A 23,983-nucleotide genomic window follows, 5' to 3' on the forward strand; every position below is an offset into this window, starting at 1 on the left:
CAAGATGTGGACACTTCGTCAGGAACATGAGACAGGGGAGCCTGACCTAAGTAAGCCAATGCTAACCTAATGCAGCGCTCTCGGAGCCCAGCGCACCTGACCCAAGATCGGAACCGAACCGCGTGTCTTCCCCCTCGACCCTCGTCGGTCGCTCGTCGACGACGAGCCGCCGCTCCGCCCCCGGCCGGTCCCGCCGACTGCGCACCGCCGCAGCCGTCGTCGCCGGATCGCTCGCGCTGGCCCTGTCCGGCTGCGGCCTGGAGGCGCCCGCCGCCGACGGGACCGGAGGTGCGGAGAACGCCGGGACGGTGGCACCGCCCTTGGCCGACGTGGACCCGCTGAGCGACGTCCGCGACTGGACCGGGGCCGCGACGGCGGTCACCGATCCCGCAGGGGTGGACCCGGTCGCCGAGGCTCCGGCTCCGGACCTCCCGGTCACCGTCACCGACAGTCAGGGCACCGAGGTCACGGTCGACGACGTCAGCCGGATCCTGGCGCTCGACGTCTACGGCACGCTGTCCCGCACGGTCTACGAGCTCGGGCTGGGCGACAACCTGGTCGGACGGGACGTCTCCACCCAGTTCGCGCCCGCCGACGAGCTGCCGCTGGTGACCCAGAACGGCCATGACCTCAACGCGGAGGCGATCCTCGACCTGGACCCGTCGGTGATCCTGACCGACACCTCGCTCGGCCCGTGGGACGTCGTGCTGCAGATGCGGGACGCCGGCATCCCGGTCGTGGTGGTCGACAGTCGGCGCGCACTCGACAACGTCACCGAGCTCACCGAGCAGGTCGCCGTTGCGCTCGGCGTGCCCGACCAGGGCGCTGAGCTGGCCGAACGGATCGAGAACGAGGTCGACCAGGTGGCCCGGCAGATCGCCGAGGTCGCACCGACCGACCAGACCGAGCAGCTGCGCACGGTCTTCCTCTACGTGCGGGGCCAGGCAGGCGTCTACTACCTGTTCGGTGAGGAGTCGGGCGCCGACGCGCTGATCGAGGCGCTCGGCCTCTACGACGTCGCCGACGAGATCGACTGGTCCGGGATGAAGCCGGTCACGGACGAGGCGATCGTGGCGGCGCAACCCGAGCTCGTCCTGATGATGTCGAAGGGTCTGGACTCCGCGGGCGGCGTCGACGGTCTCCTGGAGCGACTGCCGGCGCTGGCGAACACGCCTGCCGGGGACAACGAGCGGTTCGTCGACATGTCGGACGCGGAGATCCTGGGCTACGGGCCCGACACGGCCGACGTCCTCAACGCACTCGCGGTCGCGATCTACGCCCCGGACGCAGTGTCGTGACCGCGGCGGTGACCACGCCGGCCCTCGCCGGCGGCTGGATGCGCGGGATCGCCGCGCGGGTCGGGCTGATCGGCGGACTCACCGTCGCGCTGATCATCGCACTGCTGGTCAGCGCCGGCGTCGGTCAGCTCTCGATCCCACCGGCCGAGGTGCTCGGCTCGGTGCTGCACCGGATCGGCCTCGACATCGGGCCGATGCCCACCCACCCGCGCGGCGACGCCACCCTCTGGGAGGTGCGGTTCCCCCGGGTGGTGCTGGCCGCTCTCGTCGGCGCGTCGCTGGCCACCGCCGGCGCCGTGATGCAGGGCGTCTTCGGCAATCCCCTCGCCGAGCCCGGCGTGGTCGGGGTCTCGTCGGGAGCGGCCGTGGCGGCGGGCGCCGTGATCGTCTTCGACATCGCGCTGCTCGGCACCTGGACCATCGCCGCGGCCGCGTTCCTCGGTGGTCTGGTCACCACCCTCCTGGTCTATCTGCTCTCCCGCGACGGCGGGCGCACGGAGGTCGTCACCCTCGTGCTGACCGGCATCGCGCTCAACGCGATGACCAGCGCCGGCCTGGCCTTCCTGCTCTTCCTCGGTGACCAGCAGGCGCGGGAGGAGATCGTCTTCTGGACGCTCGGCAGCCTCAACGGCACGCGCTGGGCCGCCGTCGCCGTGGTCGCGCCGATCGCGCTGGTCGGGATGGTCGCCGCGCTGATGCTGGCCCGCCCGCTGGACCTCCTCTCACTCGGCGATCGGGCCGCGCGCCACGTCGGCGTGGACGTCGAGCGCCTGCGCCTGGCCGCGATCGTCGTGGTCGCGCTGCTGACCGCCGCCGCGGTCAGCTTCTGCGGGACGATCGCGTTCGTCGGGTTGGTGGTCCCGCACCTGATCCGGATGCTCGCCGGCCCCGGCCACCGGATGCTGATCCCGGCCAGCGCACTCGGCGGTGCGCTGCTGCTGGTCAGCGCCGACCTCTGGGCCCGCACCGCGATCGAGAACGCCGACCTGCCGATCGGCCTGCTCACCTCGCTGGTCGGCGGCCCGTTCTTCTTCTGGCTGATCCGCCGGTCCCGGCGCAGTGCGGGGGGATGGGCATGAGCACGGTGACGGACGTACCCCTCCTGGAGGCCCGCGACGCCACGGTGGTGCGCGGCGGCTCCCGGATCCTCGACGGCGTGACCGTCGGGTTCTCGGCCGGCGAGCTGGTCGTGCTGGTGGGCCCGAACGGCGCCGGGAAGTCGACGCTGCTCGGTGTGCTCGCCGGAGATCTCGACCCCGACGAGGGAACCGCGCTGCTGTCCGGCCGCCGCCTCGACGCCTACGGCGCTCGTGACCTGGCCCGGCGTCGAGCGGTGCTGCTGCAGCACCAGGGCCTCGCCTTCGGCTTCCAGGTCAAGGACGTCGTCGCGATGGGCCGCGCTCCGTGGCACCGGACCGCCGCGGCCGATCGGGACGAGGAGATGGTCGGCGAGGCGATGCGCCGCGCCGAGGTGGTCCCCTTCGCCGAACGGCTCTTCCCGACCCTGTCCGGGGGTGAGCAGTCCAGGTCGTCGTTCGCCCGGGTGCTCGCGCAGGACACCCCGATCGTGATGCTCGACGAACCCACCGCGGCGCTGGACATCCGGCACCAGGAGGCCCTGCTCAGGGTGGCGCGTCAGGAGGCCCGCCAGGGCGCGCTGGTGGTCGTCGTACTGCACGATCTCTCGCTGGCCGCGGCCTACGCCGACCGGATCTGCCTGTTGGCCGGGGGCCGGTTGCGCGCGGACGGCACGCCGCGCGACGTCCTCGACGACGAGCTGCTCAGCGAGGTCTACCAGCACCCGGTCCGGGTGATCGACCATGACGGCATCCCGGTGGTGCTGCCTGTCCGGGAAGGACTGCCGTGCGCGCCCTGACCCTGCTCCTCCTCGCCGCGACGCTGACCGTCCTCGGCCCGGTGCCCCGAGCCGATGCGGCCGCCCGGATCTCCCTGGCGAACTCGGCCGGCACCGCGGCGATCGACCCGACCTACGCCACCGAGCTCCGCGTCTCCGGCTCCGGGTTCCAGGCGGTCGAGGGCGGTCACGGAGGCGTCTACGTCTTCTTCGGCACCGTCAGCGGTGGCTGGCGCCCCAGCCAGGGCGGGGCCACCGGGAGGGACTACTTCTACGTCCCCGACAGCGAGGCCCGGAACAACAACGGCTACCAGCGCTACGTCGCGTTCCCGGGCTCGGACACCGCCGGCTCCGCGAACGGAGGCACCATGTCGGCCGCCGGCACCTTCTCCACGACGGTCACCGTCCCTGGTGCCGTCTTCAAGGCGGTCGACCGCAACGGCGCCACCCGCACCATCGACTGCCGCACCACCACCTGCGGGATCATCACCGTCGGTGCCCACGGCGTGGTCAACGCAAACAACGAGACGTTCACGCCGGTCCGGGTCACCGACCTGGTCGATGACGACGAGGCCGGGCCGGGCGAGGACGCGACGACACCGGCCGATCCCGGCGAGGTCGGCACGACCCCCGCCGACGGTGCCGTCGGGACCGAGCCGGAGAAGGTCAAGCTCGGTCCGGTGAGGCTCGAGGTCGACCGCACCTCGGCGAGGGCCGGCAACGTGCTCTCCTTCACCGCGTCCGGACTGACCCCGCGGGCCCAGGTCACCGCGATCCTCGACGACGGAGTGGCCGCGAACGGTCCCTTCGTGGTCGGCGACGACGGTCGGCTCGCCGGCGTGGTGGCGGTGCCGGCGTCGGCGGGCGCCGGCACCCACGAGCTGCGCCTCTACGGTCAGGGCGAGGGGAGCAGGACCCCGACCGTCCGGTTCGCCCTCGCGGCGGCGGACGCGGAGGCCGAGCCGATCGAACCGGTGGCGGCGCAGAGCACCGACGACGAGCAGATGACCGCCGCCGAGCTCGCCCCCTGGTTCTTCGGAGTCGCCGCGGTGGTGTTGCTGCTCGCGCTGGTGCGGCTACTGGTGGCGCGACGGTCGCGCCCGAGGACAGGAGGGGCCGGTGTCTGAGCCGACCGCGCGGCGGGCGGTCGCCGTGCTCCTCGCCGTCCTCGGACTGGTGCTGACCCTCGTCGGACTCGGCTCCGCGGTGGTCGCGCCGGCCGGTGCCGAGGAGCCGAGCGCGGCGGCCGACACGTCGGCGCCGACCAGCGGGGCGACCAGCGGGTCGCCCGCCGAGTCGACCGTCCCCAGCGCCGACCCGACGGACGTCCCCACCCACGACCCGACGGAGGGACCGACCGACCCCGGCACCGTCCCGACGGACGGGACGACGGGACCCACCGCGCTGCCCACCGACCCGACCACCGACCCCGGGACCACGGTCGCCGTCGACGACGCCGAGCTCCGCTGGGGCATCAACCTGGAGTCCAACACAGCGGCGTACGCACCGGGCACCTACAACTTCTTCTCGGCGGGTCGGATCGCCGACCCCGGCAAGGGCGGGCAGCAGCTGCCGCGCCGGCAGTGGCGGCAGAGCTCCGGGGACGTCCGGGTCGAGAAGTGGTCGACGCGGACCAGCGGCTGGCGCGCTGCGACCTGGTCCGGCCTGCGCCAGGACCTCTCCGGGGGGAGCCTGAGCGTCGGGGAGGACAGCGGACACACGTTCGTCTTCTCCGGCGGTGTCGGCGAGGTCGACACGTCCGCCGGAACCGCGAGGATCGCCTGGGAGGGCGACGTCACCGTCCTCTACTACTCGGGCTACTCGTTCTTCTACCTCTCCGCTCCCGTCCTGGAGGTGGCCGGCGGTCGCGGCACGATCACTGCGGAGCTGAGCGGCTTCGCGTCCTCGCTCGAGGACCAGACGAAGTGGGAGGCGGTCCCGGCGCAGCGGGTCCGCATCGCGACCCTCCCCGCGGTGGAGGTGACCGGCGACGGGTTCTCCGTCGAGCCCGCCTACGCAGGGGTCCGGGTCAGCCTCACCCAGGGGACGCAGGTCACCGACGTCGCCGGATGGGGCGCCTTCCCGCAGGCGTTCGTGAGCTACATGGAGCGTCTCGGCACCGGTGCCTTCTGGTACTCCTCCGGAGGCGCTGCCGACTCGCGCAAGGCGGCACGCCCGGTGACCGTCTCCTTCGACGCCGCGACCGCCGTGCAGCCCACCCCCACCGTCGAGCCCACCGACACCCCGACCGTGGAGAACACCGCCCCGACACCACCGATCCCCTCCGCGAATAACGCGCCGGGGCCGGCCGCCGACCCGCTCGCTCCCGGGCAGCCCGCGCCACCGGTCGCCGGCGTACCGGGGGAGAGCAGCGACCTCCTGCTCGCCGGCGCTCGCCCGGTGACACCGGTCGCCCTCACCGCCGCCGGTACGACGCCGGCAGGACCTGTCGGCGAGAACGCCTGGATGTGGTGGGGCGGAGGTCTGCTCCTCCTCGCCGCCGCCGGACTGCTCCTGCTGCCACCAGCCGGCTCACGCCGCTGACCCGACCTGTTCCACCCCGCCGGGGCACCGCCCCACACCCATCTCTCGGGACCCACCACAGAAGGGAAACACCCCCATGACCACCACGACGATCGGCCGGCGCACGCTCCAGCGCGCGCTGGCCACGACCACTGCGGCCGGCGTCGCGGCGGCCGGCTTCGCGCTGCTGCCGAGTGCGCCCGCGCAGGCCGCCGACGGTGAGCTGACCTTCGCCTGGGAGATCTCCCAGCAGTTCGACGACCACCTGAGCACCCACACGCTGGCCGGCGGAGCGACCGAGGCCGAGGACGGGGTGGTCACCTTCGGTGGTGGCGAGGGCAGCTTCGACACCGAGTCCGGAGCGACGGAGGTCGCCTACCAGGGATCGGTCCAAGGGGCGTTCGGGTTCGGCGGCACCACGCTCTACCAGGTCACCATCGCGGAGCCCGTGGTGACCGTGGACGGCGACGGCAACGGCCAGATCTCGGCCGTCGTCTCGGCCTCCAACGCGGCGTCGGGGGGCAACCCTGCGGCCAGCACCGAGCCCGCCCGGGTGCTGGTGACCACCTTCGACGCCGAGGCGGCCGACTGGGCCGTCGCCGACGGCATCGGCTCCCTGACGGCCGTCCCGCACTGGGACGGGGTACTGCCCGAGGGCGCGGAGTCCACGGCGCTCGGCATCACCAGCGGCAAGCCGGTCGGCGGACGCTCGTTCGCGCCGTCCTTCCTGGGCCAGATCACCTCGGGCGTGCGGGCGCACTTCTACGCGAGCGCCGAGGACCAGCCGAAGAAGGCTCCGTCGCCGTTCGTGATGACGGCCGCGGTCGCCGCCGAGCCGACGATCGAGGCCGGCACCTCGGTCTCCGGCAACCAGCTCATCGTCGACATCTCCGGCTCCGGCTTCACCGCCGTGACCAACCCGGGCGACGCCGGTGTCTATGTCGGCCTCGCCGAGGCCGGCGGGATGCCCGACACCGGCAGCTTCGAGGACCAGGACGCGTTCGCGGCGGCCGACTGGATCATGCCGGCGCGGATGCCGGAGGGCAGCTTCACCAGCAGTCTGACCGTCGCCCGCGGCAAGCTGGACCCGCGCAAGGACTACGCGGTCTACACCTGGCAGGCGCACGCCCACTCCAACACCACCCAGGACACCGAGACCGCGGTCGAGATCGACTGGCGTGCCCTCGGGTTCCCGCAGAAGGCCCGTGCCGTGGCCAAGGTGAAGGCGCCGACCACGAAGAAGGCCGGCAAGGTCTCGCTCACCGTCAACGGTGGCCGTCTGGTCCCGACCGGGAAGGTGAAGGTCGCCTACAAGTCGAAGGGCAAGAAGGCCTGGACCCGGACCCGGAGCCTGCGCAAGGGCCAGACCGCCGTGATGCTGCCGCGCTCGAAGAAGGGCAAGGCCCGCCTGGTCGTCACCTACTGGGGTGACGACGCCTTCAAGCGCGCGGTGGTGAAGCGGACCATCCGGATCAAGCGCTGACCCCCGCCGGGTGGGGTCGCACCCACCCGGCTCAGCTTGCCTCCGGGCTCAGCCTGGAGTCAGGTCGTGACGGGGCCCTCGGCGCCGACCGCCCGCAGCACGAACTCCTCGATCGTGGCGGGCGGGAGGTGCCGGGGCTCAGGCACGCATGGATCAGGGAGAGCGTCGCATCGATGTCGTCGACCCGGAAGACCCCGCTGTCGCGACCGGTGGTCACGATGGCCCGCAGCACGTCCTCGACCGCGGTGATGTGGTCGCGGATCTCCAGCCGGGCGGTCTCCGAGAGACTCCCGGCCATCGCCGGCCCGAGTCCCATGTGGAACTTCTCCCCGGCGGCCAGGTGGTGTCGGACGTAGGTGCGCAACATCGCCTCGGGGTCCTCGGTCGGCTCCAGTGCGGCGCGCAGCTCGTCGACGTAGCTGGCCGTCTCGTGGGTGGCGAACGCCACCAGCACCGACTCGGTGTCCGCGAAGTGGTGGTAGATCGCGGTCCGACCGATGCCTGCCCGCTCTGCGATCGCGGACATGCTGATCGCGTCGAAGCTCTTCTCACCCATCAGCTCGGCGAACGCGTCGAAGACGCTGGCCCGCACCAGTGACCGGTGGTCGGCCAACGAGCTCCCGAGGATCTTCGGCATCCGACCAGGATAGTCAGCGCTCGATCATCGCGCGCACCGATCGGTCGCCGACCCGCCGGCACCCCGACCCCGCCGCAGTCAGGGCCGACGGCGCGCGGGTCATATCCGCGGCACCACCTGGCTGAGCAGCCCGCCCATCCGGGTGGCCGCTGCGCGGCCGGCCTCCAGCACCTCGGCGTGGTTGAGCGGCTCCCCGGTGATCCCGGCGGCCAGGTTGGTGACCAGGCTGATCCCGAGGATCTCCATCCCGGCCTCGCGGGCCGCGATCGCCTCCAGGGTGGTGCTCATGCCCACCAGCTGGCCGCCGATGGCGCGGACCATGCCGATCTCCGCGGGCGTCTCGTAGTGCGGCCCGGGGAACTGCACGTAGACGCCCTCGTCGAGGGTCGGATCGACCTCGCGGCACAGGTCGCGCAGCCGAGCGGAGTAGAGGTCGGTGAGGTCGACGAAGTCGGCGCCGACGATGGGGGAGCGGCCGGTGAGGTTGATGTGGTCGCTGATCAGCACCGGCTGGCCGGGGCTCCAGGTCTCCTTCAGGCCCCCGCAGCCGTTGGTCAGCACGATCGCGCGGCATCCGGCGGCGGCCGCGGTGCGCACGCCGTGCACCACCGCCTCGACGCCCTTGCCCTCGTAGTAGTGGGTCCGGCTGAGGAAGACCAGGAGCTGGCGGTCCCCGGCGGCGACCGACCGGATCTTCCCGCTGTGCCCGGCCACCGCGGCCGCGCTGAAGCCCGGCAGCTCGGTGGTGTCGATCTCCGCGGTCGGCGTGCCCAGGGCGTCGACCGCCGGGAGCCACCCCGAGCCGAGCACCAGCGCGACGTCGTGGCGGGCGACGCCGGTCAGCTCGGCGAGGCGGGCGGCGGCCTGGTCGGCCAGGGCGTACGGCGTGGGCTGCTCGGTCACGGAGCGAGCCTAGGACACCCGGACGGGCGCCGCGTCGCCCCCGGGCGGGGTCACAGACCGGTGGAGCGGCAGTCCCGCCGGCGGAGGGCGGCGACGTAGTCGGCCGGGGCGTCGGCGGCCTCGGCCGCGTTGGCCAGCACCCCGAGGTAGGAGGCCGACGGCAGGCCGCCCTCGTAGGCGTCGAGGACGTAGGTCCACGCCACCACCTCGCCGGTGAGGGTGGAGAGGCGCACCTTCGTCCGGCGGTAGAGGCCGGAGTCGGCGGACTCCCACTGGTCCAGCGCGACGGCGTCGGCGGGGGTGACGTCGTACACGGCGACGAAGACCTGCTCGATCGGGTCGGGGACGATCGTGGCCAGCGCGCCGTCCCAGCCGTGCTCCTCGCCGCCGAAGGTGAGCCGCCACCCGGTCAGCCAGCCGGTGGTCTGCAGCGGGGAGTGCGGGCACCGCTCGCCCATCCGGGCGGGATCCAGGTTGGTCCCGTAGGCGGCGTAGGCGGTCACGCACGCCAGGGTAGTGGTCATGGTCCGGGCGCGGTGGAGGCCCTCGGCGAGGGGTTGGTCACGCCGCCGCGCCGGAGCCGGTGAGATGGATCTCCCCGACAGGCGCCGTCCGGCCCGGGGCAACTAGGCTGGGTCCGTGACCCACTTCGATGTCCTCGTCCTCGGTGCCGGCCCCGGTGGGTACGTCGCCGCGATCCGCGCCGCCCAGCTCGGCAAGTCCGTCGCCGTGGTGGAGAAGCAGTACTGGGGCGGTGTCTGCCTCAACGTCGGCTGCATCCCCTCCAAGGCGCTGCTGAAGAACGCCGAGCTCGCCCACACGCTGACCCACGAGAAGGCCAAGTTCGGCATCGAGGGCGACGCCACGATGTCCTACTCGCCGACCCACAAGCGGTCGCGCCAGGTCAGCGCCGGCATCGTCAAGGGCGTCCACTACCTGATGAAGAAGAACAAGATCACCGAGATCGACGGCTGGGGCACCCTGACCGGCCCGAAGGCGATCGACGTGGCCGCCGACAACGGCGACGTCACCTCCTACACCTGCGACAACCTCATCATCGCCGCCGGCGCCACCGTGCGCACCGTGCCCGGCGTGGAGGTCAACGGCAAGAACATCGTCAGCTACGAGGAGCAGATCCTCGACGAGAACCTGCCCGGGTCGATGATCATCGGTGGCTCCGGCGCGATCGGCGTCGAGTTCGCCTACGTGATGAAGAACTTCGGCGTCGACGTCACCATCGTGGAGTTCCTGGACCGGATGGTGCCGACCGAGGACGCCGACGTGTCCAAGGAGCTGGCCAAGCACTACAAGAAGCTCGGCGTGAAGGTGCTGACCTCGACCGCGGTGAAGGGCGTCGAGGACACCGGCAGCGGCGTCAAGGTCCGGGTCGCCCCGGCCGACGGGTCCGGCGAGGAGCAGGTGCTCGAGGCGGACAAGTTCCTGGCCGCCTTCGGCTTCGCCCCGCGGGTGGAGGGCTACGGCCTGGACAAGGCGGGTGTCGAGCTGACCGAGCGCGGCGCGATCGCGATCGACGACTACGGCCGCACCAACGTCGAGGGCGTCTACGCGATCGGCGACGTCACCGGCAAGTTGATGCTCGCCCACGTCGCCGAGGGCATGGGCATCGTCGCGGCGGAGACGATCGCCGGCGCGGAGACCATGCCGATCGAGTACGACTTCGTCCCGCGGGCGACGTACTGCCAGCCGCAGATCGGCTCCTTCGGCTACAGCGAGCAGCAGGCCAAGGAGCTCGGCTACGACGTCAAGACCTCGTCGTTCCCGTTCTCGGCCAACGGCAAGGCGCAGGGCCTCGGTGACGCGGTCGGCTTCGTCAAGATCGTCGCCGACGCGGAGTACAACGAGATCCTCGGTGCGCACATGATCGGCCCCGACGTGACCGAGCTGCTGCCGGTGCTCACCCTGGCGCAGAAGTGGGACCTCACCGCGGACGAGGTCGGTCGCAACGTCTTCGCGCACCCGACCCTGACCGAGTCGGTCAAGGAGGCGATCCACGGGATCGCCGGTCACATGATCAACCTCTGACCCGCCGCCGCGCCCGCGAGGCGCGGCCGGTCCGTCCGGGGCCCCGTCTCCAGCACGGAGGCGGGGTCCCGTGCGTCCTCGGGCCGTCCACCACTCGTCCCGGCGCGCGGGTGCGGCTCCGCAGCGCGGTGGGTCCGGCACGTCTCCGCCGTCGAACTCGGACCGGGCCGTCGGCCTGGACCGGCCCGGCGGGACCGGCACTGCAACAATGGCCGCCATGGCACGCGTGGTGATCGTCGGTGGCGGACCTGGTGGGTACGAGTCGGCGCTGGTCGCCGCGCAGCTGGGCGCCGAGGTCGTGGTCGTGGACTCCGACGGCATCGGAGGCTCCGCGGTGCTGACCGACTGCGTGCCCAGCAAGACGCTGATCGCCACGGCCGAGGTGATGACCGACCTGGCCGCCGCCGGCGAGCTCGGTATCCACTCCGACCCGCCGCGCGTCGACCTCGCCGACGTGAACCGGCGGGTGAAGGCGCTGGCCCTGGCCCAGTCCGCCGACATCGGGCGACGGCTGGCCAGGGACGGGGTCACCGTGGTCCGCGGCCGTGGGCGGCTGGACGGTCCCGGACGGGTGATCGCGGTCGCCGACGACGGCACCGAGACGCCGTACGACGCCGACGCGGTGCTGATCGCGACCGGCGCCGCTCCGCGCACCCTGCCGTCGGCGCGGCCCGACGGCGAGCGGATCCTGACCTGGGAGCAGGTCTACGACCTGGACGAGGCGCCCGAGCACCTGATCGTGGTCGGCTCGGGGTCACCGGAGCCGAGTTCGCCAGCGCCTACCAGGCCCTCGGCATCCCGGTCACCCTGGTCTCCTCCCGGGACCGGGTGCTGCCCGGTGAGGACGCCGACGCTGCGGAGCTGCTCGAGGACGTCGCGCAGCGCCGCGGGATGACCGTCCTCGGACGCTCCCGGATGGAGTCGGTGACCCGGGACGGCGACACCGTGACGGTGAGTCTCACCGACGGGCGCACGGTCACCGGGTCGCACTGCATCCTGGCGCTGGGCTCGGTGCCGAACACCGCCGGGCTCGGTCTGGAGGAGGCCGGGGTGATCCTCAAGGACGGCGGTTTCGTCAACGTCGACCGGGTCTCGCGCACCTCCGCCCGGGGGGTCTACGCCGCTGGCGACTGCACCGGCGTGCTGATGCTGGCCTCGGTGGCGGCGATGCAGGGACGCATCGCGATGTGGCACTTCCTCGGTGACGCGGTGCAGCCGCTGGACCTCTCCAAGGTCGCCTCGAACGTCTTCACCGCCCCCGAGATCGCCACCGTGGGGTGCTCCCAGCGCGCCGTCGACGCCGGCGAGATCCAGGCGGAGACGGTGAACCTGCCCCTGCGCGGCAACCCGCGGGCGAAGATGCAGGGCGTGGCCGACGGCTTCGTCAAGCTCTTCTGCCGGCCGGGCATCGGCATCGTGGTCGGGGGAGTGGTGGTCGGTCCGCGGGCCAGCGAGCTGATCCACCCGGTGGCGCTGGCCGTCGCGGAGTCGCTGACCGCCGACCAGCTCGCCCATGCGTTCACGGTCTATCCGTCGATGAGCGGCTCGATCGCCGAGGCCGCACGACGGCTGCACCACGCCTGAACCGGCCCGCCGGGCACGTTTCGTGCCCGGCCGCGGCCGGTGAGAGGATGCGCCCATGCGCGTCCACCTCGGCTGCGACCACGCCGGTCTCGAACTGAAGTCCCACCTCACCGCCTGGCTGACCGACAACGGCTACCAGCCGGTCGACCACGGCCCGTTCCTCTACGACGCCCTCGACGACTACCCGGTCTTCTGCCTGCGCGCCGCCGAGGGCGTCGCCGCGGACCGGGCCGCGGGCCTGGACAGCCTCGGCGTGGTGATCGGCGGCTCCGGCAACGGCGAGCAGATCGCGGCGAACAAGGTCGAGGGCGTCCGCGCCGCGCTGGCCTGGTCGGAGCAGACCGCCGCTCTGGCGCGCGAGCACAACGACGCCTGGGTGGTGGCGGTCGGCGGGCGGATGCACCCGCTCGAGGAGATGACCCGACTGGTGGAGGTCTTCCTCACCACCGAGTTCTCCGGCGACGAGCGGCACGTGCGGCGGATCGGTCAGATGGCCGCCTACGAGAAGACCCGCGAGCTGCCGCCGCTCCCCGCCTCGGCGCTCGATGCCTGAGGGGCACACCCTCCACCGCCTGGCGCGCGACCTCGGCCACACCTTCGGTGGGCACACGGTCCGGGTCGGCAGCCCCCAGGGACGGTTCGAGGACGCGGCGCGCCAGCTCGACGGTGCCGACCTGCTCGGCGCCGAGGCCTGGGGCAAGCAGCTGTTCATCGGGTTCTCCGGTGAGCGGTTCGTCCACGTCCACCTCGGGCTCTACGGGACGTTCCTGGTGCACGACGAGGTGGACGAGGTGCCACCGCCCGTCGGCCAGGTGCGGCTCCGGCTGGTCCGTCCCGCCTCCGCCACCAGGCCGGCCGGGTACGGCGACCTCCGCGGCGCCACCACCTGCGCCCTGGTCTCCACCGCCGAGCGGGACGCCGTGGTCGCCCGCTCCGGGCCGGACCCGCTGCGCGCCGACGCGGACCCGGATCGGGCCTGGCAGCGGATCCGGCGCAGCGCCGCCCCGATCGGGACGCTGCTGATGGATCAGAGCGTCCTCGCCGGCGTCGGCAACGTCTACCGGGCCGAGGTGCTCTTCCGGCACCGGATCCATCCGTTGCGACCGGGGCGCACCGTTCGGGTCTCGCAGTGGCGGGCGATCTGGGACGATCTGGTGGTGCTGATGACCGAGGGGGTGGCGACCGGACGCATCGACACCGTCCGGCCCGAGCACACCCCCGAGGCGATGGGCCGTCCGCCGCGGGTGGACGACCACGGCGGCGAGGTCTACGTCTACCGCCGGACCGGGATGCCCTGCCACGTGTGCGGGCGACCGGTCCGCACCGAGGTCCTCGGGGGCCGCAACCTGTTCTGGTGCGCTCACTGCCAACCGGTGTTCCGGTCGCGGGCGGTCGCACGATGAGTCGACCCCGTTCCCAGTTCCTGGGCCCCGACACGATCACCACCCTGGTGCTCGGCGCCGCGTCGGCGGTCGTGGTGGTGCTGGTCGCGTTCTTCCCCTCCGACTTCCCGTTCACCCCGCTGACCGTCCCGCTCTTCCTGAGCACGCTGCTGCTGAGCCGGCAGCGGATGGTCTCCTTCGCGGTCTACACCGCGCTGTGCCTCACCCTCGCGGCGATCTTCCAGGAGTCCCACTCGGCCCGGACGATCGCCGCGTTCGCCGTCCAGTACGGCCTCTGCCTCACCGTGGTGATGATCGGGCTGCGCGACGGCCTGGGCATCGGCCGGCTGCGGGGGGAGTCGATGCTGGTCGACCTCCGCGACCGGATCCGGGCCCAGGGGGAGCTGCCCTCGATGCCCGAGGGCTGGCTGGTCGAGTCGGCGATGACCTCGGCCGGCGGGGCGCCCTTCGCCGGCGACTTCGTGGTGGCCACCACCCGCGAGTGCGGCACGGTCCTCGAGGTCGCCGTCGTCGACGTCTCCGGCAAGGGCGAGGCGGCCGGGACCCGGGCGCTGCAGCTCTCCGGCGCGATGAGCGGCCTGCTCGGCGCGCTGCCCTCGGACCGCTTCCTGCCCGCGGCCAACGAGTTCCTGATCAAGCGGGCGTGGGAGGAGGGCTTCGCGACCGCGGTGCACCTCTCCGTCGACGTCACCACCGGCGAGTACGCCGTCCGCACCGCCGGCCATCCGCCGGCTGCGCACCGTCACGCCGGCACCGGCCGCTGGAGCGTGGTGGAGGCGGAGGGGACGGTGCTCGGCCTGTTCGAGGGCAGCGCCCCGGAGCCGGTGACGGGGCAGCTTCTGCCCGGTGACGCCCTGCTGCTCTACACCGACGGCATGGTCGAGGAGCCCGGGCGCGACATCGAGTTGGGCATCGACGCCATGCTCGGCGCCGCCGAGGCCCTCGCGGTGGACTCGTGGGACGGCGTGGTCACCGACCTGGTCGCCGCGGTCGGGTCCCCCGAGGACGATCGCGCCGCGCTGCTGGTGCACCGGCGCGCCCGCTGACCGACCGGTGACGGCGACCCCGCCCGGTAGGCCGGCGGGAGGCGGTGCTCGCAGACCGGCGCCGGTTGGGGCCGGTGCAGCGCCATGTGGCACCATGACATGCGCATCGTGACCTGCAGCATCGTCGCCGGTCCCGACGCGGGGATGTAGCTCAATGGTAGAGCCTCAGTCTTCCAAACTGATTACGCGGGTTCGATTCCCGTCATCCCCTCTCAGAGGGGCCGCATCGGCCTCTTTGGCGGGGCGTAGCGTAGTGGCTAGCGCGCCTGCTTTGGGAGCAGGAGACCGCAGGTTCGAGTCCTGTCGCCCCGACCGGACGACGTACCGGACTGCCCCGCACCACCCCCTGATCACGTAGGAGAACCACCTGTGAAGAGCGCCGTCGAGACCTTGAGCCCGACCCGGGCCAAGCTGACCGTCGAGGTGCCCTTCGAGGAGCTCAAGCCGAGCCTCGACGCGGCGTACCAGCAGATCGCGAAGCAGATCAACGTTCCCGGCTTCCGCCGCGGCAAGGTGCCGCCGCAGGTCATCGACCGTCAGGTCGGCCGCGGCGCGGTCCTGAACGAGGCCATCAACGATGTGCTGCCGAAGGCGTACACCGAGGCCCTCCAGGAGAACAACCTCACCCCGCTGGCCCAGCCGGAGATCGAGGTCACCAAGCTGGAGGACAACGACTCCCTCGAGTTCACCGCCGAGGTGGACATCAAGCCGGAGATCACCATCCCCGCCTACGACGGCCTCGAGGCCTCGGTGGACGACCTCGCGGTCTCCGACGAGGACATCGACGAGCAGGTCGAGGCGCTCCGCGGCCGGTTCGGCACGCTGAGCGACGTCGAGCGCGCCGCCGCCGACGGCGACTTCGTGGTGATCGACCTGGCCGCCTCCCAGGACGGCGAGGCCGTCGAGGGTGGCGAGGTCTCCGACTTCTCCTACCAGGTCGGCAAGGGCGGCATGATCGACGGTCTGGACGAGGCCCTCACCGGCCTCTCCGCCGGCGAGAGCGCCACCTTCACCTCGCAGCTGGTCAGCGGCGACCTGGTCGGCCAGGACGTCGAGATCGCGGTCACCGTCAAGCAGGTCCAGGAGCAGGAGCTCCCCGAGCTGGACGACGACTTCGCGCAGGAGGCCTCGGAGTTCGACACCCTGGCCGAGCTGACCGACGACGTCCGCGAGCGGCTCACCCGCGGCAAGCGCCTGGAGCAGGCCGCCGAGGCCCGCGACGCGGTCCTCGAGGCCCTGCTCGAGAAGGTCGAGATCCCGCTGCCGGAGACCATGGTCACCGAGGAGCTCAACGCGCGCCGCCAGAGCGTCGAGCAGCAGCTCGGCTTCGCCGGCATGACCCTGGAGAAGTACCTCGAGGACGAGGGCCAGACCCAGGAGGAGTTCGAGGCCGACCTGGAGCGCCGGGTCCGCGACGCCGTCGCCGCCCAGTTCCTGCTCGACGAGATCGCCGAGAAGGAGGAGATCGGCGTCGACCAGAACGAGCTCACCCAGCACATGGTCCGCCGCGCCCAGCAGTCCGGTCAGGACCCGCAGGAGTTCGTCAACCACATGCTCGAGCACAACCACGTGCCCGAGCTGGTCTCGGAGATCCGCCGCGGCAAGGCGCTCGCGGTGCTGGTCGAGACCGCCGAGGTCAAGGACGCCTCCGGCAACCCGGTCGAGCTGAAGAACCTGCTGCCCGACGGCTCGATCGGTGACCCCGAGGCCGTCGAGGAGGTCGAGGCCGCCGAGGCTCCTGAGGTCGCCGAGGCTCCTGAGGCCGCCGAGGAGAAGACCGAGGACTGATCCTCGGCCCTGCAACGCTCGCGATGGGCGCCGATCCCGGGGGATCGGCGCCCATCGCGCATCTGCGCCCTTGATCGACGCGCTTCCGGTGCACAACTGTCCACTGGATCGGCTACCGTCGGCGTCATGGCCACCGCCACCGGTCCGCGGCTCGCGGACGCCCTCTCCCTGCTCGCCGAGATGACCGACGAGCTGGTGGTCGCCACGGCCAGGGACACCCACGCCGCGTGGGCACGGCGGTCGCACGGGGCCGTACGGCGGGTGACCGGCCGGGCCGGCGTCGTACCGGAGGCGGTGCACGGGGCGATCGCCACGGCGGTGTACGGCGGGATCGGTGCGGGCCTGCGTGCCACCTCGGCCGGGCTGGACCGGGCCGCCTCCGCCGGTCTCGGCCCGGTCTGGGAGCAGGGACCGCGGGCACGCTTCGTCGCCAGCGCGGTCAACGGGCTGATCGGCGACCGGCTGGTGGCCGAACGGCCGCGGCTGGCCATCCCGGTGGCGCTGCGAGACGACGGGCGCGACGTAGCGCCGACCTCCGCAGCGCTGGCCGCGGCACACCCGGAGGCGACCGGGAGGCTGGTGGTCTTCGTCCACGGCCTGTGCGAGAACGAGTCCTACTGGCGGCTGCACGCCGAGCGCACCGGCACCACCTACCCCGAGGCGCTCGCCGCGCACGGCTGGACCCCGCTGCTGGTGCGCCTCAACACCGGCCTCGGGCTGCGGGAGAGTGGAGCGGGACTGGCCGGGCTGCTGCAACAGGTCGTGGAGGCGTGGCCGGTGCCGGTGACCCGGATCGCGCTGGTCGGGCACTCGATGGGCGGGCTGGTCGCCCGGGCGGCCGTAGCGGTCGGCGTCGAGCCGGCCGCGGGCGCCGAGCGTTGGACGGAGCTGGTCAGCGACCTGGTCACCCTCGGCACCCCGCACCTGGGCGCCCCGATCGCCCGCGGGATCGGGCACGGTGTCCGCGGGCTCGACGTGCTGCCCGAGACGGCCGCGTTCGGCCGGATCCTGGACCGGCGCTCGGTCGGGGTCCGGGATCTGGTGGACGGACTGGGGGACGACGTGGCGCCGCTGCCGCGGGCCCGCCACCGGCTGGTGTCGGCGACGCTCTCCCGCTCGCCGCGGAGCCCGGTCGGACACGTCCTCGGCGATCTCCTGGTGCGTCCCGGGTCCGCCGTCGGACGGGCGCCGGGCGGCCGCACCCTCTTCCCGGACGCCGACCTGCTGCACGTCGGCGGCACCGACCACTTCGGCCTGCTCAACCATCCCGAGGTGCTGCGCGCGCTCGAGCGCTGGCTGGACGAGCCGGCCGGGTGAGTCGGAGGAGGGAGCGCCGGCCCGGGAATGAGCACGCGCGCTCACGCGGTCCGGTGCCCCGGTCGGTGAGGCTGGTGCCATGAGCGAGCACTCCGAACCGCACACCGAGTCCCGCCCCTCCACCGGCCACGATCCGGGCGCGGGCCGGGACGCGGGGCGCGACGACGCGCCCGGGTGGGGGAGCGGACCGGTCGACGGGGCGTCGCGGCCGGCGCCGCGTCGTACCGCGACCGTCGTCTGCGCGGTGATCGCGCTGGTCGTCGCCGTCGCCCAGGTCGTCGCCGCTGCCGCGTTGTGGATCGCCACCGACAACGACACCACCGACGACCCGCTGGTCGGCCTGGGTTACGTGCTCGCCATGATCGTCGGGGCGCCGGGGGTGCTGGGCCTGCTCTGCGGGGTGCCGGCCCTGCTGCTGGCCCGGCGCCCCGGCGGGCTCACGCTCGCCGTGCTGGCGCTCGTGGCGGTCGGGTTGCCGGTGGCGTTCTTCCTCTTCCTGGCGGTGCCGACCCTGGGGATGTGACCGCGGACGCGGTCGCGGAGCCCGCGTCGACCGGCGCGCGGCGAGAATCCGCTGTCGGCGAACAGGGCCCCGGATCGCGTGGTTCCGACGGCCCTCACGGCTAGGGTCGCAGCGTGACTCCGAATCCCGAGATGGCCGCGCCGCAGATGAACGGCGGAGGGGGCCTCAACCTGCTCGACGACAACATCTACAGTCGCCTGCTGCGCGAGCGGATCGTGTTCCTCGGCTCCGAGGTCCGCGACCAGAACGCGAACGCGATCTGCGCGCAGCTGCTGCTGCTCTCCGCGGAGGACCCCGAGGCGGACATCTTCCTCCACATCAACTCCCCGGGTGGGTCCGTCGACGCCGGCATGGCGATCTACGACACCATGAACTACATCCCCAACGACGTCGCGACGGTGGGCATGGGCCTCGCCGCCTCGATGGGTCAGTTCCTGCTCTGCGCCGGCGCGAAGGGCAAGCGCTACGCGCTGCCGCACGCGCGGATCATGATGCACCAGCCCTCCTCGGGCATGGGCGGCTCCGCCTCCGACATCAAGATCCAGGCCCAGCAGTCCCTGCACATCAAGAAGGTGCTGCTCGACCTGATCGCCGAGCACACCGGTCAGACGGTCGAGCAGGTCACCGAGGACGCCGACCGCGACCGTTGGTTCACGGCCAAGGAGGCGCGTGAGTACGGCCTCGTCGACCAGGTCATCACCAGCGCCCGCGAGGCGTCCGACCAGGGCCGCCCCGCCCACAAGAAGGACTGAGGCAACGATGAACTACTACATCCCGCAGTGGGAAGAGCGGACCTCCTACGGCGTCCGTCGGATCGACCCCTACGCCAAGCTGTTCGAGGACCGGATCATCTACCTCGGCACCCCGATCTCCGACGAGGTCGCCAACGCGGTCATCGCGCAGCTGCTGTGCCTGCAGTCGATGAACCCGGACCAGGACATCAGCATCTACATCAACTCGCCGGGCGGTTCGTTCACGGCGCTGACCGCGATCTACGACACGATCCAGTTCATCAAGCCCGACGTGCAGACGACCTGCATCGGGCAGGCCGCGTCCGCGGCCGCGATCCTGCTCGCCGCCGGCACGAAGGGCAAGCGCCTGGCGCTGCCCAACAGTCGCATCCTGATCCACCAGCCCTACACCGAGGGCACGTTCGGCCAGACCTCGGACATCGAGATCCAGGCCAACGAGATCCTGCGGATGCGGGAGCTGCTGGAGAAGATGATCAGCGACCACAGCGGCAAGTCGATCGACGAGGTCAGCAACGACATCGAGCGCGACAAGATCCTCACCGCGGCACAGGCGATGGAGTACGGTCTGATCGACTCGGTGCTCAGCTCGCTCAAGACGCCGGCCCTGGCCTGACCGGTCACCACAACTGATGACGACCGCTCCGAGGTCCCCCTCGTGTCGCCCCCGTGGTCGGGGCGACCAGGGGTACCGTCGGGGAGTTCACACCTGAGGAGGACCGTCCGTGGCACGTATCGGTGACGGAGGCGACCTGTTGAAGTGCTCTTTCTGCGGAAAGAGCCAGAAGCAGGTGAAGAAGCTCATCGCCGGCCCCGGCGTCTACATCTGCGACGAGTGCATCGACCTCTGCAACGAGATCATCGAGGAGGAGCTCGCCGAGGGATCGGACGTCGAGCTCGCCGAGCTGCCCAAGCCGCGCGAGATCTTCGAGTTCCTGAACTCCTACGTGATCGGCCAGGAGCAGGCGAAGAAGTCCCTCGCCGTCGCCGTCTACAACCACTACAAGCGGGTCCAGGCGGGCGTGCAGCCGGCCGGCGGCAAGCACAACAAGGACGAGATCGTCGAGGTCGCCAAGTCCAACATCCTGGTGATCGGCCCGACCGGTTGCGGCAAGACCTACCTGGCGCAGACCCTGGCCCGGATGCTCAACGTGCCGTTCGCGATCGCGGACGCCACGGCGCTCACCGAGGCCGGCTATGTCGGTGAGGACGTCGAGAACATCCTGCTGAAGCTGATCCAGGCGGCCGACTACGACGTGAAGAAGGCCGAGACCGGGATCATCTACATCGATGAGATCGACAAGGTCGCCCGCAAGGCGGAGAACCCGTCGATCACCCGCGACGTCTCGGGCGAGGGCGTGCAGCAGGCGCTGCTGAAGATCATCGAGGGCACCACGGCCTCGGTGCCGCCCCAGGGCGGGCGCAAGCACCCGCACCAGGAGTTCATCCAGATCGACACCACGAACATCCTGTTCGTGGTCGGCGGTGCCTTCGCGGGGCTCGAGCACATCATCGAGCAGCGGGTCGGCAAGAAGTCGCTCGGCTTCACCGCCGAGGTGAGGGGCAAGGCCGAGCGCGACGCCGACGACCTCCTCCAGCAGGTGCGTCCCGAGGACCTCACCAAGTTCGGACTGATCCCCGAGTTCATCGGTCGGCTGCCGCTGATCGCCTGCGTCAACAAGCTCGACCGCGAGGCCCTGGTGCAGATCCTGACCGAGCCGCGCAACGCCCTGGTCAAGCAATACCGCAAGCTCTTCGAGCTCGACGGCGTCGAGCTCGAGTTCACCGAGGACGCCGTCGAGGCGATCGCGGACAAGGCGATGGAGCGGGGCACCGGAGCGCGGGGCCTGCGCGCGATCATCGAGGAGGTGCTCCTCCACGTGATGTACGAGGTGCCCTCCCGCGGTGACGTGGAGAAGGTCGTGCTCACCCGCGAGGTGGTCGACGACGACGCCGCTCCGACGCTGGTGCTGCGCGAGACCAAGAAGAAGAAGTCCGCCTGAGCCAGCACGGTCTCAGCCGGCACCGCCTGAAGCAACACGGTCCGAGCGAGTCCGGCCCAGCGACGCCGGGCTGATCCCGGTCGGCGTGAAGGCCGAGGACGCAGAAACGGCGGCCGCCCCCTCCGGGCGGCCGCCGTTCCTCGTGGTCGGCAGAGATCGGCAGGGGCCGGTCAGGCCTTCTGGTCGGTGTCGGGCTGTTCGGCCAGCTCGGCGGCGACGGCGAGCTCGTCGGCGCCAGCGTCGACGGTGAAGGTCAGCTCGCCGACGACCTTGCCGGCGGCTCGCAGGTCGGCCGCGGCGAACTCGGCGTCGCGGACCGCCTTCTCCGGGCCGGTCACGGTGACCGAGGCCAGCGGCGTCTTCATCGCGACCTTGGCCTGCGACTTCACGCCACGGATGCCGGTGAGCGCGGCCGCCACCGCGTCGATGATCCGGGCGTCCTCCGCCGCCGCGGAGCCGAGCGCGCCGACCACCGGCCACGGGGCGCGGTGCACCGAGCCGGGCCGCCACCAGGACCAGACCTCCTCGGTGACGTAGGGCAGGAAGGGCGCGAGCAGGCGCAGCTGGACCTCCAGCGCGACGGCGAGCGTCGCCTTGGCCGACTCGGTGGCCTTCTCGCCCTCCTCGCCGTAGGCGCGCTCCTTGACCAGCTCCAGGTAGTCGTCGCAGAACTCCCAGAAGAACTTCTCGGTGACCTCGAGCGCGGTCGTGTAGTCGTAGGCGTCGAAGGCCTCCGTCGCCCGCACCACGATCTGCGCCAGCCGGCCGATCAGCGCGCAGTCGACCTTCTCGGTGATCGCGACGGTCGAGAGCTCGGTGGCCTTCACCCCGCCGAGCACGAACTTCGACGCGTTGAGCACCTTCATCGCCAGCCGGCGGCCGACCTTCATCTGCTTCTCGTCGAAGGGGGAGTCCAGCCCGGGCCGGGCGATCGCCGCACGCCACCGCACGGCGTCGGCGCCGTACTTGTCCAGGATCTCGTTGGGCACCACGACGTTGCCCTTGGACTTCGACATCTTCTTGCGGTCCGGGTCCACGATGAATCCGGAGATCATCGCGTGCGACCACGGAGCGGCGTCGTTCTCGAAGTGCGCGCGCACCACGCGGGAGAAGAGCCAGGTGCGGATGATGTCGTGCGCGTGGGTGCACAGGTCCATCGGGAAGATCCGCTGCCACAGGTCGTCGTCGCTCTCCCAGCCGCCGGCGATGTGCGGGGTCAACGACGAGGTCGCCCAGGTGTCCATCACGTCCGGGTCGCCGATGAAGCCGCCCGGCACGCCGCGCTGCTCCTCGGTGTAGCCCTCGGGCGCCTGCGTCGACGGGTCGATCGGCAGCTGCTCCTCGGTGGGCAGCAGCGGGTTGTCGTAGTCCGGTTCGCCCTCGGCGTCGAGCCGGTACCAGACCGGGAAGGGGATGCCGAAGAACCGCTGGCGGGAGATCAGCCAGTCGCCGTTGAGGCCGCCGACCCAGTTGTCGAAGCGGTGCTTCATGTGGGTGGGCAGCCACTCGATCTCGGCGCCGCGGGCCAGCATCGCGTTGCGGATGTCGGCGTCGCGGCCGCCGTTCTTCACGTACCACTGGCGGGTGGAGACGATCTCGAGCGGCTTGTCGCCCTTCTCGTAGAAGTTCGCCATCCGCTGGGTGCTCTTCGGGTCGCCGTCCAGGTCACCGGTCTCGCGGAGCTTGGCGACCATCGCCTCGCGGGCGGAGTGGACGGTCTTGCCCTTCAGGTCCTCGTACGCCGCGGCGGCGGCCTCGCCCGCGAGCCACTCCGGGGTGTCCCGGGTGAAGCGGCCGTCGCGGCCGATGACGGTGCGCACCGGCAGCTGCAGCTCGCGCCACCACTGCACGTCGGTGAGGTCGCCGAAGGTGCAGCACATCGCGATGCCGGCGCCCTTGTCCGGCTCGGCGGCCGGGTGCGCCAGGACGGGCACCTCCACCCCGAAGACCGGCGAGGTGACGGTGGTGCCGAACAGGTCGGCGTACCGCTCGTCGTCGGGGTGCGCGATCAGCGCGACGACGCTGGCGATCAGCTCCGGGCGGGTGGTCTCGATGTAGAGGGGCGATCCGTCGGGGCGGTGGTAGGCGACCCGGTGGTAGGCGCCGGCGTACTCCCGCGCCTCGAGCTCGGCCTGGGCGACCGCGGTCTGGAAGGTGACGTCCCACAGGGTCGGCGCCTTCTGCAGGTAGGCCTCCCCACGCGCGAGGTTGCGCAGGAACGCCCGCTGGCTGACGGTCTGCGCCTTCGGGCCGATCGTGGTGTAGGTGGTGTCCCAGTCGACGCTGAGGCCGAGGGTGCGCCACAGCGACTCGAAGACCTGCTCGTCCTTCTCCACCAGCTGCTCGCAGAGCGCGATGAAGTTCGGACGGCTGATCGGGACCTGTCGCTTCGGGTCCGGCTTCTCCGGCGGGGTGAAGTCGGGGTCGAACGGCAGGCTCGGGTCGCAGCGGACGCCGAAGTAGTTCTGCACCCGACGCTCGGTGGGCAGACCGTTGTCGTCCCAGCCCATCGGGTAGAAGACGGACTTGCCCTGCATCCGCTGGTAGCGGGCGATCAGGTCGGTGTGGGTGTAGGAGAAGACGTGGCCCACGTGGAGGCTGCCGGAGACGGTCGGCGGCGGGGTGTCGATGGCGTAGACGTTGTCCCGCGGCTGCGTCCGGTCGAAGGCGTAGGTCGCCTCGTCCTTCCACCGCTCGGCCCACTTCTGCTCCAGGCCCTCGAGCGCAGGCTTCTCGGGTACGGCGACGACGGGGGCCGTCGTGGCCGGTGTCGTCTCCGCTGCCTGGCTGTCCTGGGTCGTTTCCATGGACACAAATCCTAGAGCGCT

General features: G+C 71.7%; 20 protein-coding genes, 2 tRNA genes and 1 pseudogene. 19 read left to right on the forward strand and 4 right to left on the reverse strand.

Annotation, left to right across the window (positions count from 1 at the left end; translation table 11 throughout):
* The first annotated feature begins 122 nt into the window (after positions 1-122).
* From FIV43_RS01380 to FIV43_RS01405, 6 genes are all read left to right on the forward strand, one after another.
* A complete protein-coding gene (locus FIV43_RS01380) occupies positions 123-1,298 on the forward strand; it encodes a heme/hemin ABC transporter substrate-binding protein (protein ID WP_196780941.1) in 1,176 nt (391 codons plus the stop codon).
* A 38-nt stretch (positions 1,299-1,336) separates the two neighbouring features.
* Positions 1,337-2,377, forward strand: a complete 1,041-nt coding sequence (locus FIV43_RS01385; protein ID WP_141015669.1) for a FecCD family ABC transporter permease — start codon at positions 1,337-1,339, stop codon at positions 2,375-2,377.
* Positions 2,374-3,174, forward strand: coding sequence for a heme ABC transporter ATP-binding protein (locus FIV43_RS01390; RefSeq protein WP_231123606.1), 801 nt, complete (start codon positions 2,374-2,376; stop codon positions 3,172-3,174). Before FIV43_RS01385 ends, FIV43_RS01390 begins: the two co-directional genes overlap by 4 nt.
* Positions 3,162-4,280, forward strand: a complete 1,119-nt coding sequence (locus FIV43_RS01395) for a hypothetical protein (protein WP_141012684.1) — start codon at positions 3,162-3,164, stop codon at positions 4,278-4,280. Before FIV43_RS01390 ends, FIV43_RS01395 begins: the two co-directional genes overlap by 13 nt.
* Complete coding sequence (locus tag FIV43_RS01400; RefSeq protein WP_181407642.1) at positions 4,273-5,697, forward strand: HtaA domain-containing protein; 1,425 nt, start codon at positions 4,273-4,275, stop codon at positions 5,695-5,697. Before FIV43_RS01395 ends, FIV43_RS01400 begins: the two co-directional genes overlap by 8 nt.
* Before the next feature lie 76 nt (positions 5,698-5,773).
* Positions 5,774-7,159: an HtaA domain-containing protein gene (locus tag FIV43_RS01405; RefSeq protein WP_141012685.1), complete on the forward strand. Its 1,386-nt coding sequence runs from the start codon at positions 5,774-5,776 to the stop codon at positions 7,157-7,159.
* A gap of 31 nt (positions 7,160-7,190) precedes the next feature.
* On the opposite strand, the gene FIV43_RS01410 is transcribed toward FIV43_RS01405, so the two are convergent.
* From FIV43_RS01410 to FIV43_RS01420, 3 genes are all read right to left on the reverse strand, one after another.
* Positions 7,191-7,796 (reverse strand): TetR/AcrR family transcriptional regulator, encoded by a 606-nt coding sequence (locus FIV43_RS01410; protein WP_231123607.1) that lies wholly within the window; start codon positions 7,794-7,796, stop codon positions 7,191-7,193.
* Between the two features lie 99 nt (positions 7,797-7,895).
* A complete protein-coding gene (locus FIV43_RS01415) occupies positions 7,896-8,699 on the reverse strand; it encodes a purine-nucleoside phosphorylase (protein WP_141012686.1) in 804 nt (267 codons plus the stop codon).
* Positions 8,700-8,749: 50 nt separating this feature from the next.
* The gene (locus tag FIV43_RS01420) at positions 8,750-9,202 is read right to left on the reverse strand and encodes a gamma-glutamylcyclotransferase family protein (RefSeq protein WP_141012687.1); all 453 of its coding nucleotides are present in this window, start codon (positions 9,200-9,202) and stop codon (positions 8,750-8,752) included.
* Between the two features lie 136 nt (positions 9,203-9,338).
* Here FIV43_RS01420 and lpdA point away from each other — a divergent pair, with 136 nt between their 5' ends.
* From lpdA to clpX, 13 genes and pseudogenes are all read left to right on the forward strand, one after another.
* On the forward strand, positions 9,339-10,742 hold the full coding sequence (lpdA, locus tag FIV43_RS01425) for a dihydrolipoyl dehydrogenase (RefSeq protein WP_141012688.1): 1,404 nt from the start codon (positions 9,339-9,341) through the stop codon (positions 10,740-10,742).
* 217 nt (positions 10,743-10,959) lie between these two features.
* Positions 10,960-12,326: pseudogene (locus FIV43_RS01430) on the forward strand (NAD(P)H-quinone dehydrogenase).
* Between the two features lie 55 nt (positions 12,327-12,381).
* On the forward strand, positions 12,382-12,879 hold the full coding sequence (locus FIV43_RS01435) for a ribose-5-phosphate isomerase (RefSeq protein ID WP_141012689.1): 498 nt from the start codon (positions 12,382-12,384) through the stop codon (positions 12,877-12,879).
* Positions 12,872-13,729 carry an Fpg/Nei family DNA glycosylase gene (locus FIV43_RS01440; protein WP_141012690.1) on the forward strand — a complete coding sequence of 286 codons (858 nt, stop codon included), beginning with the start codon at positions 12,872-12,874 and terminating at the stop codon, positions 13,727-13,729. Before FIV43_RS01435 ends, FIV43_RS01440 begins: the two co-directional genes overlap by 8 nt.
* Entirely contained in the window at positions 13,726-14,775 is a 1,050-nt protein-coding gene (locus FIV43_RS01445; RefSeq protein ID WP_141012691.1) for a PP2C family protein-serine/threonine phosphatase, read from the forward strand. The genes FIV43_RS01440 and FIV43_RS01445 overlap by 4 nt, the downstream gene beginning before the upstream one ends.
* A 140-nt stretch (positions 14,776-14,915) precedes the next feature.
* A tRNA-Gly gene (locus FIV43_RS01450) sits at positions 14,916-14,986 on the forward strand.
* Positions 14,987-15,014: 28 nt separating this feature from the next.
* Positions 15,015-15,087 (forward strand) — tRNA-Pro (locus FIV43_RS01455).
* 57 nt (positions 15,088-15,144) lie between these two features.
* Positions 15,145-16,563: a trigger factor gene (gene tig / locus FIV43_RS01460; RefSeq protein WP_141012692.1), complete on the forward strand. Its 1,419-nt coding sequence runs from the start codon at positions 15,145-15,147 to the stop codon at positions 16,561-16,563.
* A gap of 126 nt (positions 16,564-16,689) precedes the next feature.
* On the forward strand, positions 16,690-17,880 hold the full coding sequence (locus tag FIV43_RS01465; protein WP_141012693.1) for an esterase/lipase family protein: 1,191 nt from the start codon (positions 16,690-16,692) through the stop codon (positions 17,878-17,880).
* A 79-nt stretch (positions 17,881-17,959) separates the two neighbouring features.
* On the forward strand, positions 17,960-18,403 hold the full coding sequence (locus FIV43_RS01470; protein WP_141012694.1) for a PrgI family protein: 444 nt from the start codon (positions 17,960-17,962) through the stop codon (positions 18,401-18,403).
* Between the two features lie 131 nt (positions 18,404-18,534).
* On the forward strand, positions 18,535-19,155 hold the full coding sequence (locus tag FIV43_RS01475) for an ATP-dependent Clp protease proteolytic subunit (RefSeq protein ID WP_141015671.1): 621 nt from the start codon (positions 18,535-18,537) through the stop codon (positions 19,153-19,155).
* Between the two features lie 7 nt (positions 19,156-19,162).
* A complete protein-coding gene (locus FIV43_RS01480) occupies positions 19,163-19,768 on the forward strand; it encodes an ATP-dependent Clp protease proteolytic subunit (protein WP_141012695.1) in 606 nt (201 codons plus the stop codon).
* A 109-nt stretch (positions 19,769-19,877) separates the two neighbouring features.
* Positions 19,878-21,155, forward strand: a complete 1,278-nt coding sequence (gene clpX, locus FIV43_RS01485) for an ATP-dependent Clp protease ATP-binding subunit ClpX (RefSeq protein ID WP_141012696.1) — start codon at positions 19,878-19,880, stop codon at positions 21,153-21,155.
* A gap of 170 nt (positions 21,156-21,325) precedes the next feature.
* On the opposite strand, the gene valS is transcribed toward clpX, so the two are convergent.
* Positions 21,326-23,962: a valine--tRNA ligase gene (gene valS, locus FIV43_RS01490; protein ID WP_141012697.1), complete on the reverse strand. Its 2,637-nt coding sequence runs from the start codon at positions 23,960-23,962 to the stop codon at positions 21,326-21,328.
* Between the last annotated feature and the right edge of the window lie 21 nt (positions 23,963-23,983).

Source organism: Nocardioides sambongensis (assembly GCF_006494815.1).
Classification (GTDB): Bacteria; Actinomycetota; Actinomycetes; order Propionibacteriales; family Nocardioidaceae; genus Nocardioides; species Nocardioides sambongensis.

Coding starts and splice junctions, on each gene's coding strand:
- FIV43_RS01475 (WP_141015671.1), top strand. CDS start 18,535: ATGGCCGCGCCGCAGATGAACGGCGGAGGGGGCCTCAACCTGCTCGAC.
- FIV43_RS01410 (WP_231123607.1), bottom strand. CDS start 7,796: ATGCCGAAGATCCTCGGGAGCTCGTTGGCCGACCACCGGTCACTGGTG.
- FIV43_RS01385 (WP_141015669.1), top strand. CDS start 1,337: ATGCGCGGGATCGCCGCGCGGGTCGGGCTGATCGGCGGACTCACCGTC.
- FIV43_RS01390 (WP_231123606.1), top strand. CDS start 2,374: ATGAGCACGGTGACGGACGTACCCCTCCTGGAGGCCCGCGACGCCACG.
- FIV43_RS01465 (WP_141012693.1), top strand. CDS start 16,690: ATGGCCACCGCCACCGGTCCGCGGCTCGCGGACGCCCTCTCCCTGCTC.
- FIV43_RS01445 (WP_141012691.1), top strand. CDS start 13,726: ATGAGTCGACCCCGTTCCCAGTTCCTGGGCCCCGACACGATCACCACC.
- FIV43_RS01435 (WP_141012689.1), top strand. CDS start 12,382: ATGCGCGTCCACCTCGGCTGCGACCACGCCGGTCTCGAACTGAAGTCC.
- FIV43_RS01470 (WP_141012694.1), top strand. CDS start 17,960: ATGAGCGAGCACTCCGAACCGCACACCGAGTCCCGCCCCTCCACCGGC.
- FIV43_RS01480 (WP_141012695.1), top strand. CDS start 19,163: ATGAACTACTACATCCCGCAGTGGGAAGAGCGGACCTCCTACGGCGTC.
- FIV43_RS01405 (WP_141012685.1), top strand. CDS start 5,774: ATGACCACCACGACGATCGGCCGGCGCACGCTCCAGCGCGCGCTGGCC.
- FIV43_RS01440 (WP_141012690.1), top strand. CDS start 12,872: ATGCCTGAGGGGCACACCCTCCACCGCCTGGCGCGCGACCTCGGCCAC.
- valS (WP_141012697.1), bottom strand. CDS start 23,962: ATGGAAACGACCCAGGACAGCCAGGCAGCGGAGACGACACCGGCCACG.